General features: G+C 62.7%; 12 protein-coding genes. 7 read left to right on the top strand and 5 right to left on the bottom strand.

Features of this window, described 5'->3' with window-relative positions:
* Positions 1–5: 5 nt before the first annotated feature.
* Complete coding sequence (gene urtA, locus ABMA32_RS18750) at positions 6–1,280, bottom strand: urea ABC transporter substrate-binding protein (RefSeq protein WP_349015481.1); 1,275 nt, start codon at positions 1,278–1,280, stop codon at positions 6–8.
* A gap of 241 nt (positions 1,281–1,521) precedes the next feature.
* Here urtA and ABMA32_RS18745 point away from each other — a divergent pair, with 241 nt between their 5' ends.
* Together ABMA32_RS18745 and ABMA32_RS18740 are read left to right on the top strand one after the other, a co-directional pair.
* Positions 1,522–4,896 carry a hybrid sensor histidine kinase/response regulator gene (locus ABMA32_RS18745; protein WP_349015302.1) on the top strand — a complete coding sequence of 1,125 codons (3,375 nt, stop codon included), beginning with the start codon at positions 1,522–1,524 and terminating at the stop codon, positions 4,894–4,896.
* Positions 4,886–5,806 (top strand): response regulator, encoded by a 921-nt coding sequence (locus tag ABMA32_RS18740; protein ID WP_349015301.1) that lies wholly within the window; start codon positions 4,886–4,888, stop codon positions 5,804–5,806. Before ABMA32_RS18745 ends, ABMA32_RS18740 begins: the two co-directional genes overlap by 11 nt.
* Here the strand turns inward: ABMA32_RS18740 and ABMA32_RS18735 are convergent, their stop codons facing one another.
* Complete coding sequence (locus tag ABMA32_RS18735; RefSeq protein ID WP_349015300.1) at positions 5,807–6,115, bottom strand: hypothetical protein; 309 nt, start codon at positions 6,113–6,115, stop codon at positions 5,807–5,809.
* A 229-nt stretch (positions 6,116–6,344) separates the two neighbouring features.
* Between ABMA32_RS18735 and ku the strand changes: the two genes are divergently transcribed.
* The 5 genes from ku (at position 6,345) to mocR (ending at position 11,050) form a co-directional block, all read left to right on the top strand.
* On the top strand, positions 6,345–7,178 hold the full coding sequence (gene ku / locus ABMA32_RS18730; protein ID WP_349015299.1) for a non-homologous end joining protein Ku: 834 nt from the start codon (positions 6,345–6,347) through the stop codon (positions 7,176–7,178).
* A gap of 67 nt (positions 7,179–7,245) precedes the next feature.
* Positions 7,246–8,316 (top strand): sensor histidine kinase, encoded by a 1,071-nt coding sequence (locus ABMA32_RS18725; RefSeq protein WP_349015298.1) that lies wholly within the window; start codon positions 7,246–7,248, stop codon positions 8,314–8,316.
* A 113-nt stretch (positions 8,317–8,429) separates the two neighbouring features.
* Positions 8,430–9,350 (top strand): myo-inosose-2 dehydratase, encoded by a 921-nt coding sequence (iolE, locus tag ABMA32_RS18720; protein WP_349015297.1) that lies wholly within the window; start codon positions 8,430–8,432, stop codon positions 9,348–9,350.
* Entirely contained in the window at positions 9,347–9,580 is a 234-nt protein-coding gene (locus ABMA32_RS18715; protein WP_349015296.1) for a hypothetical protein, read from the top strand. The genes iolE and ABMA32_RS18715 overlap by 4 nt, the downstream gene beginning before the upstream one ends.
* Before the next feature lie 3 nt (positions 9,581–9,583).
* Positions 9,584–11,050 carry a rhizopine catabolism transcriptional regulator MocR gene (gene mocR / locus ABMA32_RS18710; protein ID WP_349015295.1) on the top strand — a complete coding sequence of 489 codons (1,467 nt, stop codon included), beginning with the start codon at positions 9,584–9,586 and terminating at the stop codon, positions 11,048–11,050.
* A 2-nt stretch (positions 11,051–11,052) separates the two neighbouring features.
* Here the strand turns inward: mocR and araD1 are convergent, their stop codons facing one another.
* From araD1 to mmsA, 3 genes are all read right to left on the bottom strand, one after another.
* Entirely contained in the window at positions 11,053–12,045 is a 993-nt protein-coding gene (gene araD1, locus ABMA32_RS18705; RefSeq protein ID WP_349015294.1) for an AraD1 family protein, read from the bottom strand.
* Between the two features lie 65 nt (positions 12,046–12,110).
* On the bottom strand, positions 12,111–13,325 hold the full coding sequence (gene mmsB, locus ABMA32_RS18700) for a multiple monosaccharide ABC transporter permease (protein WP_349015293.1): 1,215 nt from the start codon (positions 13,323–13,325) through the stop codon (positions 12,111–12,113).
* Positions 13,322–14,890 (bottom strand): multiple monosaccharide ABC transporter ATP-binding protein, encoded by a 1,569-nt coding sequence (gene mmsA / locus ABMA32_RS18695; RefSeq protein WP_349015292.1) that lies wholly within the window; start codon positions 14,888–14,890, stop codon positions 13,322–13,324. The genes mmsB and mmsA overlap by 4 nt, the downstream gene beginning before the upstream one ends.
* Positions 14,891–14,941 lie beyond the last annotated feature (51 nt).

Here is a 14,941-nt window from a genome sequence, read left to right as displayed (position 1 = left end):
GCGCGTCAGTTGGTGCCCTTGCCGCCGCACTTGCCGGTCGCGACGTTGAAGTTGCCGCAGGACATCGGAGCGCGCCAGTCGGAGATCAGGTCCTTGGAGTCCGGCAGGAAGTCGGACCATTCGTCGCCGACCACGAGGCCGGAGGTCTGCCACACGGTCTCCATCTGGCCATCGGCCTGGATTTCACCGATCAGCACCGGCTTGGTGATGTGGTGGTTCGGCATCATGGCAGAGAAGCCGCCCGAGAGGTTCGGCACTGCCACGCCGATGATGGCGTCGATCACGGCATCCGGATCGGTGGTGCCGGCCTTTTCGACCGCCTTAACCCACATGTTGAAGCCGATATAGGTGGCTTCCATCGGGTCGTTGGTGACGCGCTTGTCGTCCTTGATGAACGTCTTCCACTTGGCGATGAAGTCCGCGTTCTCCGGCACGTCGACCGACTGGAAGTAGTTCCAGGCCGTCAGGTGGCCGACGAGCGGGCCGGTATCGAGGCCGGCGAGTTCTTCCTCACCCACGGAGAAGGCCACGACCGGGATGTCCTCGGCCTTGATGCCCTGGTTGGCGAGTTCCTTGTAGAAAGGCACGTTGGCGTCGCCGTTGATCGTGGAGACCACTGCGGTCTTCTTGCCAGCGGAACCGAAGTTCTTGATATCGGTCACGATCGTCTGCCAGTCGGAATGACCAAACGGCGTGTAGTTGATCATGATGTCTTCCTTGGCCACGCCCTTGGATTCGAGGTAGGCCTGAAGGATCTTGTTGGTTGTCTGCGGATAGACGTAGTCGGTGCCGGCCAGCACCCAACGCTCGACGCCTTCGTCGTTCATCAGGTAGTCGACAGCCGGGATCGCCTGCTGGTTCGGCGCGGCGCCAGTGTAGAAGACGTTGCGCTGGCTTTCCTCACCCTCGTACTGGACGGGGTAGAACAGCAGGCCGTTCAGTTCCTCGAAGACCGGCAGCACGGACTTGCGCGACACCGATGTCCAGCAGCCGAACACGACCGCCACCTTGTTGACCGACAGCAGCTCGCGCGCCTTTTCGGCGAAGAGCGGCCAGTCGGAAGCCGGATCGACGACCACGGCCTCAAGCTTCTTGCCAAGGACGCCGCCCTTCTTGTTCTGCTCGTCGATGAGGAAGAGCACGGTATCCTTCAGCGTCGTTTCCGAGATTGCCATCGTTCCCGAGAGCGAGTGGAGGACACCGACCTTGATCGTGTCTTCCTGAGCCTGCGCCGGAGCGGCCAGGCCGAGGCCCGCCACCAAAGCACCGGCAAGCGCCATGCGGCGCGTAAAAGAGATTGCCATCTTCTGTTCCCCTGAGAGATGTCCGATTGGCCCGATTTTTCGAACCGGAACCGACATTGCAGTGCAACACGCAACACGCCTATACGTCGAACAACGTAGTTCGGGCCGCGCCTTGACGGTTCCGTGACAGGTCCGGCTCATCTGAAATGTTGCAGAGCAGCAAAAAAAAGCTTCTTCTGTAAGGCGTTGCAGCATCAGGGGGTGGTTCAAAGGGCCGATGGCGCGTCAGCGTATCCTTCCCGTCAGGCGTGAATATAATCGGTGGGTCGCCAACCAGACGCTGGAGGACTACGCGCTGCGCTTCACCGCGAAGAAGGCGCGGCGCTTCTCCAGCCAGCGTATTTCGCAAACGGCGATCGGCGCGATCTCCTTCCTGGCGCTCGAAGCGATCGGCGGCGCGGTAACCCTTTCCTATGGCACCATCAACGCCATTGCGGCCATCCTCGTGGCCAGCCTCGTCATGCTCGCTGTCGGCCTGCCGATCGCCCGGTATGCGGCCCGGTACGGACTCGACATCGATCTGCTGACGCGCGGCGCAGGCTTCGGCTACATCGGGTCGACGGTCACATCGCTGATCTACGCCAGCTTCACCTTCATCCTGTTCGCGATCGAGGCGTCGATCATGACCGGGGCGTTGCATCTCGCTTTCGGCATCCCGCTCTGGCTCGGCTACATCATGAGCGCGGTGGTGGTGATCCCGCTCGTCACGCATGGCGTGAACATGATCAGTCGCTTCCAGATCCTGACCCAGCCGATCTGGATCGTGCTGAACATCCTGCCCTTCGTCTTTATCGCCTTCATCGATTGGGAAAAGTTCGACCTTTGGCGAACCTTCCCCGGGATCCACGAGCCTGCCGGCTCCGTTTCCACGCTTGATCTCGCCAAATTCGGGGCAGCATCCGCCGTTATCCTGGCGCTTACGGCGCAGATCGGCGAACAGGTCGACTTCCTGCGCTTCCTCCCGGCGGACAAGCAATCGGCCCGGCGCCACTGGCTCGGCATCTTCCTCGCTGGCGCCGGCTGGGTGGTCGTCGGCGCGCCGAAACTGATCGCGGGATCGTTCCTCGCGGTTCTGGCGCTGTCGGCGGGCGTGCCCGTCAGCCACGCTGCCGACCCCGCCGAAATGTACGTCATCGCCTTCGGCTACATGATCCCGAACCACACCGCCGTCCTGATCCTCATGGCCGTGTTCGTCGTGATCTCGCAGTTGAAGATCAACGTCATGAACGCCTATGCCGGATCACTGGCGTGGTCGAACTTCTTTTCGCGCCTCACGCACAGCCATCCCGGCCGCGTCGTCTGGCTCGTCTTCAACGTGGCGATCGCGCTGCTTTTGATGGAACTCGGCATCTACAGCCTGCTGGAATCGACCCTGACGGTCTTTTCCATCGTCGCCATGGCGTGGCTCTGCACGGTTTCGGCCGATCTCTTCATCAACAAGCCGCTCGGCCTCGCGCCGCCCGGCGTGGAGTTCAAGCGCGCGCATCTCTACGACATCAACCCCGTTGGCCTCGGCTCGATGATCCTCTCGGGCGGGATTGCGCTTGCGGCCCATTTCGGCGCCTTCGGCGACATGGCGGCAGCGCTCGCGCCCTATATCGCGCTTGGCAGCGCCTTCGTCTTTGCTCCGGCGATAGCCTGGGCCACGAAGGGCAAATATTACCTCGCGCGAAAACCCCGGAAATCCTGGCGCGGGAAGGAAGGCATCACCTGCTCCATCTGCGAGCATCCGTTCGAGGCAGAGGACATGGCATGGTGCCCGGCCTATGCCGCGCCGATCTGCTCACTCTGCTGCTCGCTGGACGCGCGCTGCCACGATCTCTGCAAGCCCAACGCCAGCGTGCGCGAACAGGCCAAGTCGCTTGCCGGGGATCTTCTGCCCGCGTGGGCGGTCGAGAAGCTGGGGACGCGCATCGGGCGCTTCGGCCTTGCAATGGCCTCCGCGGTGACCTTCATCGGCGCGATCCTCGCACTGGTCTACACGTTCGCCACCAGCGTCGCGCCTGAAACCGCGGAAGTGGTCGGCGGCACGGTGCTCGTCGTCTTCTTCGTCTTCTGCGTCGTCGCGGGCGTCGCCTGCTGGTTCCTGGTGCTGGCCCATGACAGCCGCCGGGTCGCCGAGGAGGAAAGCGCGCGACAGAACACGCTGTTGCTGCGCGAGATCAGCGCGCACCGCAAGACGGACACCGCGCTCCAGCAGGCCATGGAAAAGGCCGAGGCCGCGAACCAGGCCAAGAGCCGCTACGTCGTCGGCCTGACGCACGAGTTGCGGACCCCGCTTAACGCCGTGCTCGGCTATGCGCAGATCCTCGAGCGCGACCAGTCCCTGCCCGGCCCCGAGCGGTCATCAGTGACGGTCATTCGTCGCAGCGCCGAGCATCTGTCAGGCCTGATCGACGGGCTGCTCGACATCTCCAAGATCGAGACCGGCCGCCTTCAGGTCTATTCCAACGAGATCAACCTGTTCATCTTCCTCGACCAGATCGTCGACATGTTCCGCCTGCAGGCGGAAGCCAAGGGCCTGGCCTTCCGTCACGAGCGCGACAACGCCCTGCCCCATTACGTGCGCACGGACGAGAAGAGGCTGCGCCAGATCCTCGTCAACCTGCTCTCGAACGCGATCAAGTTCACCGAAAAGGGCAGCATCGACTTCACCGTCTCCTACAGGTCGCAGGTCGCGACCTTCAGCGTGGTGGACAGCGGTCCGGGCATCCCGAAGGAAGACATCGCCCGCATCTTCGAACCCTTCGCGCGCGGTTGGGCAGAGCGCAGCCAGTTCGCGCCCGGTCTCGGGCTCGGCCTGACCATCTCCAAGCTGCTCAGCGACGCACTCGGTGGCGAGATCACCATCGAGAGCGAAGTCGGCAAGGGCACGACGTTCCGTGCGCGGCTGATGCTTGCCAAGGTAGATCACCCCGCCGCCCTGACCAGCATCGACCAGCGGGTGGCCGGCTATCTCGGTCCGCGCCGCACGATCATGGTCGTCGACGACAACGCGGAACATCGCGAACTGGTGCGGCAGATATTGCAACCGCTGGATTTCACGGTACTCACCGCGGTCGACGGAAACGCATGTCTCGCCATGATTGAAAGCGCCAATCCCGATCTGGTCTTCGTGGACATCCTGATGCCCGGCATGACCGGCTGGGAGCTTGTCGAGCGGCTGCGCGAGGACGGATTTGCCGCGCCGATCGTCATGATGTCGGCCAACATCGGCGACGGGGTCGCAAAGACCAATCGGGACGCCGGCCACAACGATGCGATCGCCAAGCCGCTGAACATCAAGCAGTTGCTCGAAAAGATCGCGCGGCATCTGGGCCTCGAATGGACCGACGAGGAGAACACTCCTCAACCTTCGCCTTCGGAGGCTGGTATCGTTGTCGCGCCGGGTGCTGAGGACCTTGAGGAACTTATCCGCCTCGGCAGGATCGGCCATGTGCGCGGCATCGACCGCAAGCTGACCGAACTTGCCGAAAGCCCTGGAAACGAGGCCTTGGTCCACACGCTGCGCTCCCATCTCGATGTCTATGATTTTGCCGGTTATGCGAAGGTCCTCGAAAGCCTGAGCAAGGATGAAAAGCTTGACGCCTGAAGGAGACATCGTCCTCGTCGTCGATGACTCGCCCGGGTCACTCGGCTTCATCACGCAGGCGCTCGAGGAAGCCGGTGTCACCGTGCTCGTGGCGACGAACGGACAGACGGCCCTCGACATCACCGAGCAGGTCATGCCCGACGTCATTCTGCTCGACGCCGTCATGCCGGGGCTGGACGGTTTCGAGGTCTGCCAGCGGCTCAAGGCGTCGACAAAGCTCGCGCACATCCCGGTGATCTTCATGACGGGGCTGACAGAGACCGAGCACCTCGTGCATGCCCTAGAGGTCGGCGGGGTCGACTATCTCAGCAAGCCGATCAATCTGGAGGAACTGCGTGCGCGCATGCGCGTGCATCTGGCCAATGCCCGCCGCACGCAAAGCGCGAGGCTGGCGCTCGACGCCGCCGGCCGCCACCTCATCGCGTTCTCGGTTGCCGGCAAGGCTCTATGGAGCACGCCCCAAGTTGCCCGGCTGATGAACAGCGCCAACGTCCCCGACGACATGGCGACGCTTATCGAGGACCAAGTCCGGCTCTGGCTGAAGACACACAGGGATAATCCCGCCACCGGCAGCAGCTTCACCATTTCCCTGCGGCAGGCCGGTAGCGCCGACCTCGTCTATCTCGGAACCATCGCGGCGAACGAATATCTGTTCAGGCTGATCTCGGAGAGCGGCGTCAACCAGGAGGAAGCCCTGCGCCAGCATTTCGGCCTGACAGCGCGCGAAAGCGAAGTGCTGATCTGGATCGCGCGCGGAAAATCAAACCGCGACATTGGCCAGGTGCTGAACCTCAGCCCACGCACAGTCAACAAGCACCTTGAGCAGGTCTACATCAAGCTTGGCGTCGAAAACCGCGCGTCGGCCGCCGTCAAGGCCGTCCACGTGCTCGGATCCGGCACGAATAACTGACTAGCGGTTGGTTGAGCCGAAGCGGTTTTCGTCGATGCACTTGCTGACCCGGCAGCTTTTCGTATCGGCGGTCGGCACGCTTTCCCGGATCATGCTCTGGCCGCCCTGACAGAAGGACTGGTTGGCAACGTAGCGGTCGTAGAGCGGCACGCCTGCGTTGCCTGCCTTCTGATAGAGGATCGCCACGCCGTCACGTTCGACCGAAGCCTGGACTTCCGAGCAGGTCATGCCCTGCACCATGTAGCGCACGATCGCGAACGCCTCGACGGGCATCAGCGCCAACATCAGGCCGATCACCACCCTCTTCATCTTGCCCCTCCAAGTATGATTTCGGCACCGTAGCAGATGTTTCTTAACCGGACATCCCGGCCGGCATCGTGAACAATTCGGTTACGGACTTTGCCGGCTGTGCTTGACGGAGCACCGAATTAGGGCGTTCACTTCTGGAACCGTGTCCATCGCGGGGCATTCTGACGTGTAGGATCGGCGGCTCTCCGGCCGTCATTGTTGTAACAGCGTACCGTGTCGGGAGTTTGCCATGGCCTTGCGTGCAGTCTGGAAGGGCTTTTTGAAGTTCGGCGCGGTCTCGTGCTCGATCAAGCTGATCAACGCGGCCAGCGAGTCGGAAAAAGTCAGCTTCCGCATCCTGAACAGGAAGGACCGCCTCCCGGTCAAATCGGCCTATGTCGACGAGATCACCGGCGACATCGTCGGCTCCGAGGACCAGATCAAGGGGTACGAACTGGCGTCCGGCGACTATCTTCTGATCGAGCCAGATGACATCAAGCGCCTCAAGCCGACCTCCGAGCACATGCTGGAAGTGGCCGAGACCATTGACGCGGCATCCATCGACCAGCGCTACCTGGACAAGCCGTACTATGTCGTACCCGGGGATGCGATGTCGCAGGAGCCTTTCGCCGTCATCCAGAAGGCTCTTTTGAAGAAGAAGGCAGCCGCCCGCGCCAGCATCGTCCTGTACCAGAAAGGACGGGAGGTCGTCATAACCCCTCACGGCGATGGATTGATGATGACGACGTTGCGAAACCACAAGGACATCGTTTCCGAGAAGTCGATCCTGGACGGCATCCATGTGCCGAAGGCCGATCCCGAGATGGTCGAGATCGCGACGCTGCTGATCGACAAGAAGACCGCGACGTTCGACCCGACAATGTTCGAGGATCGCTACGAAAACGCGCTGATCGATATGATCGAGGCCAAGAAATCGGGCAAGAAGCCTGCTGCTCGCGTCGCTCCGCCCAAGGAAAACGTGGTCAATCTGGCCGATGTCCTACGCAAGAGCCTGGAGAAGGAAGGCATTGCCGGCGGCAAGGCACGCAAGCCGGCCGCCGCGAAACGAAAGTCGGCAGCCTGATCAAAGGTTTGGAACCAAATACTGTCTCGCGCATTATAGGGCATTACGGGGCAATCGGGTTGGTTTCTTGAGCACGACGGATTCAAATGACGATTCATCCGCCGCGAGTTCTCTGGCGGCCGCGCGGCTGGCGGCGATCGTCGATTCTTCCTACGACGCCATCATCGGCAAGGATTTGAACAGCGTCATCACCGACTGGAACCGGGCGGCCGAGCGCATGTTCGGCTATACCGCCGAAGAGGCTATCGGCCAGTCCATCATCATGCTGATACCCGACGGTCTGCAGGGCGAGGAAACTGACATCATCTCGCGCGTTCGTCGCGGCGAAATGATTGCAAGCTACGAGACGACGCGCCGCCGCAAGGATGGCACCTACATTTCGGTGTCGCTGACCGTCTCGCCTATCAGGGATAGTACCGGCAAAATCGTCGGCGCCTCCAAGATTGCGCGCGACATCAGCGCGGCCAAGGAAAGCGAGCACCGTATCCGGCTTCTGATGCGGGAGGTCAATCACCGCGTGAAGAACCAGTTCGCCGTCGTCCTCTCGGTGATCCGCGAGACCAGCCGCCGAGCCAAGGACCCGGTCGAATTCGAACAGCAGGTGCGCGACCGGGTGATGGCCCTTTCACGGTCGCACGACCTGCTCGTGTCGTCAGAGTGGACGGGCGCGAGCCTGGTCGATCTCCTGCAGGAGCATCTGAAGCCGTTCGGCCACGATGGCCAGATCAAGCTGTCGGGGCCACTTGTCACCCTGCTACCCACGGCGGTCCAGCACCTCGGCATGGCGTTTCACGAGCTAGGCAGCAATTCCGCGAAATACGGAGCCCTTTCCTCAGGCATGGGCGGTGTCTCGATCGAGTGGCGGTTGTCGACCAATGACGAAGGTCGCCACCTCTTCCAGGTGTCCTGGGACGAGACCTTCCCGCAGGCTCATCTGGCGGAAAAGGTTACCACCGGTTTTGGCAGCGTCGTGCTCAAGCGGGTCGCGCCGCAAGCCCTCAACGGCTCCGCCACGCTGGAACACCAGCCCGGACATACGCGATGGACGCTCGAAGCTCCGGCTGAGTCGTCGCTTGTGCGTCCTCTGAACGACAGGATGCTGAATCCATCCGGTGAGGCTGATCACAAGTCGACATAATTGGTGGCTCCATCAATCCCGACCTGATCGGACCTATCCATGGGTCCTTCCGGCTATATAGTTCCGTCCCAGCGGCCAGATGTGCCGGTTTCGATGGAGCCACTGTATTTCCCATGACGGTCAGGATCGGCATCAACCCCATCACCTGGACGAACGACGATGTACCCGAACTCGGTGGCGATACGCCACTCGAAACCTGCCTGGCCGAAACCGCACTAGCCGGTTACCGCGGCACCGAGCTCGGCGGCAAGTTCCCGCGCCGGAGCAGCGAGCTTGGCCCCATCCTAGCCGCCCACGGCCTCGAACTCGTTTCCGGCTGGTACGACGGCCGCATACTCGATCGCGACGTGGAAGCCGAGTTCGATGCGATCCTGCCGCATCTGACCCTGCTGCGTGATCTCGGTGCGCGGCACGTGGTCTATGCCGACACATCGCGCGGACGCCATGACGCGATCCATGCGCCGATCTCGCAACGGCCGCGACTCGCCGACGACGAATGGGCCGCCTATGGCCGCAAGATCACCGCGCTCGCGGAACGGTTTGGTGACTTTGGCGTCGCCATGGCGTTTCATCACCACATGGGAACCATCGTCGAAACCGATGCGGAGATAGACCGCTTCATGGCGTCCACAGGCGAAGCCGTGGGCCTGCTGTTCGACACGGGCCACTGCCTGTTTTCCGGCGGCGATCCCTATACGCTGCTGTCGCGCCACATCGCGCGCGTCGTGCACTTCCACTGCAAGGACGTCCGCAAGCCCGTGCTGGACAAGGCCCGCGCCCACGATATGAGCTTCATGGCGGCCGTCATGGAAGGAATCTTCACCGTACCCGGCGACGGCTCAGTCGATTTTCCGGCGCTCCTGCGTCCGCTTGCCGAAAGCGGCTACAGCGGCTGGCTGGTCGTCGAAGCCGAACAGGATCCTGCGACGGCGCACCCGCTCACCTATGCCACCAAGGGCTACCGGTCACTGCTGGCCTCTGCGCTCGGAGCCGGCTTCACGGTGGAGACGCGCGAAGCCGAGGCGGTCAAATGACCTATGAGCCGGCACTGGCGGCCGAAAGGCTGTGCACGATACGCGAGATCGCCGAGCGCGCTTCGCTCGGCGTCGGCTCCGTCCACCGCGCCCTGAACGGCAGTGATCTGGTCAGCCCGGCGACGCGGCGGCTGGTCATCGACACTGTCCGGCAACTCAACGAGGAGAAGATCGCGCGCGCCGCCCGCGCGCCAGACCGCAACGACATCGAATCCCGACCGGCGGGATAGCGCATGGGCGAGCATATGCGGCTGTCCCTGGACATTCTCTCGGTCGACAGATCGTCCGACGAACCCATGCACCGGCAGATTTACGAGGCGCTGCGACGCTTCATCCTCGACGGCCAGATCGCACCCCACACGCTTCTGCCATCAACTCGGTCGCTTGCGGAGGACCTCAGGGTCGGCCGCAATACGGTGATCGCCGCCTACGACCAGTTGCTCGCCGAGGGCTTTATCGAGGCGCGCACCGGTTCGGGCACATGGGTTGCCCCGATCAAGCAGGCGCGCACGAATGCGCCGCGCACGAAACCCGGCTGCGGCGCTCGGCGTCTGTCCGCGCGGGGCGAGACCATCGTCAATGGCCCACAACCCCCGCGCAACGCCGGCGTCATCAACTTCCATCCCGGTGTGCCGGAAACGGCCTCCTTCCCGTTTTCCATCTGGTCGAGCATGCTGGCGCGCAATTCGCGCTCCCGCGACGAGAGCCTTCTCATCTTCCTTTCCTACGCGGGCCACCTCGGTCTGCGCTCGACGATCGCGAGCTACATCAGCGTGTCACGCGGCATCGACTGCACGCCGGAGCAGGTCATCGTGGTCACCGGTGCGCAGGCTGCCCTCGACCTGGTTTCTCGCGTCCTGATGGACGAAGGCGATCATGTCTGGATGGAGGAGCCGGGCTATCGTGGGGCCAAGAGCGCCTTCCTCGCGGCGGGCGCAAACCTCGCGCCGCTGAGGGTCAGCCGGCGCGGCTGGAACCTTTCCGATCCCAGCCTGCCGCCACCCCGCCTCATCTACGTCACCCCCTCATGCCAGTGGCCGTTCGGCACCATCATGCGCATCGAGGAGCGGCTGGAACTGCTGGATATCGCCGAGCGTCACGGCGCGTGGATCATCGAGGACGATTTCGATGGCGAATACCGCTATCGCGGCCGTCCGGTGCCGGCGCTGCGTGGCCTCGATAACGCCAACCACGTCGTCTACATCGGCAGCTTCGGCAAGACGCTGCTCCCGGCGTTGCGCGTCGGCTATCTGATCGTGCCGCCCGAGCTGGTCGAGGCCTTCGACAAGGCCGTCTCCATCACCGGGCAGTTCGCGCCGCTGCTGTTGCAGGCGACCATCAACGACTTCATCAAGCAGGGCTATTTCGCCACGCATCTGAAGCGCATGCGACGCCTCTACGCCCGCCGGCAGGCACATTTCGTGCAGCTCTGCCGCGAGCATCTTGGCGAGTGGGTGACCGTGACGGAGAACGATTCCGGAATGCAGCTGCTCGCGAGCTTCAAGCGACCCTTGAACGACATCGACGTGGTCGCTGCCGCTGTCAAGGAGGGGCTTGATGTGCAGGCGGTGTCTATCGACTACCACTCGACCGAGCCAGAGCACGGCCTGCTGCTCGGCTACACGTCGATGGACGAGCGCCAGATTTTGCGCGCCGTTCTGGCGCTTCGAGCCGCCTTCATGCGGCTCGACCGCCAGTAGCTCTAGAGAGCCTTGACCGCCACCGGCGCCGGCGCTTCGATCTTCAGCGGATTGCGCAGCGCCAGCCCAAAGTCAGGCGCGGAGATTTCGAAAACGTCCCCGTCCTCGGGGTTGATGCCGTCGGCAAAGGATAGCGTCGCCGTGCCGAACATGTGGATGTGCACGTCGCCCGGCTGGCGGAACACATTGTATTTGAAGTGGTGGTGTTCGAGGTTGCCGATGGTGTGGGACATGTTCGCCTCGCCCGACAGGAAGGCCTTTTCCCACAAAGTCTTGCCGCCGCGCAGGATCTTCGACGTACCTCTGATGTCCTCGGGCAGGTCGCCGACCAGGATCTCGGGGCCGTAGGATGCGTTGCGCAGCTTCGAATGCGCCAGATAGAGATAGTTCACCCGCTCTGTGACATGGTCGGAGAATTCGTTGGAAAGGGCGAAGCCGACCCGAAACGGCGTGCCGTCATCGCCGATCACATAGATGCCGGCGATTTCCGGTTCTTCGCCGCCGTCCTTGGCGAAGGCTGGCGACAACAGGGGCGCACCGGGCGCAACCGCCATCGTGCCGTTGCCCTTGTAGAACCATTCGGGCTGCACGCCCTCCTCGCCCTTCTTCGGCTTGCCGGCCTCAAGCCCCATGCGGAACATCTTCATGGAGTCCGTCAGCGTCTCCTCGCCGTCGTCCGCCAGCTTCTTGTGCATCGCATCGCGCGTCGACGCGGATCCCAGATGGGTCAGGCCGGTGCCGGTAAGATGCAGATGCGCGGCGTCCGGATGGTTGATCGGCGCGATGAGCCGGCCCTGCCTGTAGGCCGCATCGAGATCGACGGCCTTGCCCAGGCCCTTCCGCTCGATCAGCGCGGCAATGCCGATACCGCTCCTCGCCGCCTCCAGTGCGAGCGAATAGACGCTCTTGGCCCCGTTGACGACACGCGTCGCGCCGCCCGTCCGCGCCACGACCTGGATCATGTCCGATCCGTCAACGATCTGTGAGATCAGCATTTCCTACTCCATGTGACGGTCTTGCCTCTCGCGAGGCGCGACCGGGTTCCTCATCTGTAGGCCGATCAGGCCTTGTTCTTGTTGTAGACGTCGAACACCACGGCTCCGAGCAGTACGAGGCCCTTGATGACCTGCTGCCAGTCGATGTTGACGCCCATGATGGACATGCCGTTGTTCATGACGCCCATGATGAAGGCGCCGATGACCGCGCCAGCCACCTGCCCGACGCCGCCGGCCATCGAGGCGCCGCCGATGAACACGGCCGCGATCACGTCGAGCTCGAAGCCGAGGCCGGCTTTCGGCGTCGCCGTGTTGAGGCGCGCTGCGAAGATGAGGCCCGCAAGTGCTGCCAGCACGCCCATGTTGATGAAGACAAAAAAGGTCAGGCGCTCGGTCTTGATACCCGACAGCGCCGCCGCCTTCACGTTGCCGCCCATCGCGTAGATACGGCGGCCAATCGTCATGCGCTTGGTCACGAAGACGAAGAGCGCGATCAGCACCCCCATCACGATCAGCACGTTCGGCAGGCCCCTGTAGGAAGCCAGCATGAAGATCAGGAACAGGACCAGGCCGCCGATGATTACGTTCTTTGCTACAAAAAGCCCGAATGGCTCGGCCGCGTAGCCATGGCTTTCGCGGGCGCGGCGACTGCGCAACGAAAACCAGAACATAGCCGCCACGATCACGATGCCGATCAGCAGCGTCGTGGCATGGAAAGGCGCGCCGAACAGCGTCACCGGGCCAAAGAAATCGGGAATGAAGCCGGCCGACAGAAGCTGGAATTCGCGCGGGAACGGACCGACCGACATGCCGCCTAGGATCCAGAGCGCCAGTCCCTTGAACACCAGCATACCCGCCAGCGTAACGATGAAGGACGGGATCTTCATGTAGGCGATCCAGTAGCCCTGGCTCGCCCCGATCAAGCCGCCCAGCACGAGGCATGCCAGCGTCGTGGTGATAGGGTCGATCTTGTACTGCACCATCATCACGGCTGCGACCGCGCCGACGAATCCCGCCACGGAGCCGACCGACAGGTCGATGTGGCCGCCGACGATCACCAGCAGCATGCCGAGCGCCATGATGATGATGTAGGAGTTCTGCAGGACGAGGTTGGTGAGGTTCACCGGTTTGAACAGCACGCCGCCCGTCTGCCACTGGAAGAAGATCATAATGGCGATGAGGGCCAGCACCAGCCCGTATTCGCGCAGATTCTGCTTCAGCGCCGTCTGGGTGCTCGCCTGGTCCGGCTTCAGCGCGGCTCCCGCGGTTTCCGTGCTCATGATGCTGCCCTTTTTCCGTCTTCTGTTGCCTCGGCTTCAGCCTTGGCCTCGCCGCGCACGATCATGCGCATGATCTTTTCCTGGCTGGCTTCCCTGGCCGGCATCTCGCCGACGATACGCCCCTCGTTCATGACGTAGATGCGATCGGAGATGCCGAGCAGTTCGGGCATCTCGGACGAGATCACGAGGATCGCCTTGCCCTGTTCCGCCAGCTTGTTGATGATGGTGTAGATTTCGTATTTCGCGCCGACGTCGATGCCGCGCGTCGGTTCGTCGAGGATCAGCACCTCGGGGTCCGCGAACAGCCACTTGGAGAGCACCACCTTCTGCTGATTGCCGCCCGAGAGGTTGCCGGTGATCTGGTAGACGCTGGAGGAGCGGATGTTCGTCTGCTTGCGATAGTCGTTGGCGACGTTCAACTCACGCATGTCGTCGATCACGCCCGCCGACGAGACGCCCTTGAGGTTGGCCAGCGTGATGTTGTGCTTGATGTGGTCGATCAGGTTCAGGCCGTAGGTCTTGCGGTCCTCGGTAGCATAGGAAATGCCCTTGTCGACCGCGCCTCCGACGCTCGACACATCCACCCGCTTGCCGTGCAAAAGAACCTCGCCGGAAATGCCGACGCCCCAGGAACGACCGAAAACGCTCATGGCGAATTCGGTGCGGCCGGAGCCCATCAACCCGGCGATGCCGACGACCTCGCCCCGGCGCACGTTCAGGCTGACATTCTTGATGACCATGCGATCGGGATGCATCGGATGGTGGACCACCCAGTCGCGCACCTCAAACACCGTCTCGCCAATCTTGGGAGTACGGGGGGGAAAGCGGTCATCGAGCGAGCGGCCGACCATCGAGGTGATGATGCGATCCTCGCTGATCTGTTCCTTTTCCATCGTCTCAATGGTGCGGCCGTCGCGCAGCACGGTGATGCGGTCGGCGACCTTTCCGACCTCGTTCAGCTTGTGCGAGATCAGGATCGAGGCGATGCCCTGGGCGCGGAATTCCATCAGCAGGTTGAGCAGCGCCTCGCTGTCCTTTTCGGAGAGCGATGCCGTCGGCTCGTCGAGGATCAAGAGCTTCACTTCCTTGGCGAGCGCCTTGGCGATCTCCACCAGTTGCTGCTTGCCGACGCCGATGTTGGTGATCAGCGTATCCGGGTCCTCGCCGAGCCCGACCTTGCGCAGCAATTCGCCCGCGCGCCTTCTTGCCAGGTTCCAGTCGATGACGCCGAAGCGCGCCTGCTCGTTGCCGAGGAAGATGTTTTCCGTGATCGAGAGGAGCGGCACCAGCGCCAGTTCCTGGTGGATGATGACGATGCCTTCGCGCTCGGAATCGTGGATGCCCGAGAAGCGGCATTCCTTGCCGAGGAAATGGATGTCGCCCTCATAGGTGCCGTGGGGATAGACACCGGAAAGCACCTTCATCAGCGTCGATTTGCCGGCCCCGTTTTCGCCGACGACCGCGTGGATCTCGCCAGAGCGCACGGTCAGGTTGACGTCCTGCAGCGCCTTCACGCCCGGAAACGTCTTGGTGATGCCGCGCATCTCGAGAATTGTATCGGTCATTTCACGTCGCTGCTCGAATGAACATTAACCGCCGGGCGAAACGGTTCCGCA

It is taken from the genome of Mesorhizobium quangtriensis, from assembly GCF_040081925.1.
GTDB classification, from domain to species: Bacteria; Pseudomonadota; Alphaproteobacteria; order Rhizobiales; family Rhizobiaceae; genus Mesorhizobium_K; species Mesorhizobium_K quangtriensis.
Note: the sequence above shows the minus strand (reverse complement) of the source record. Positions and strands in the feature narration are given on the sequence as shown.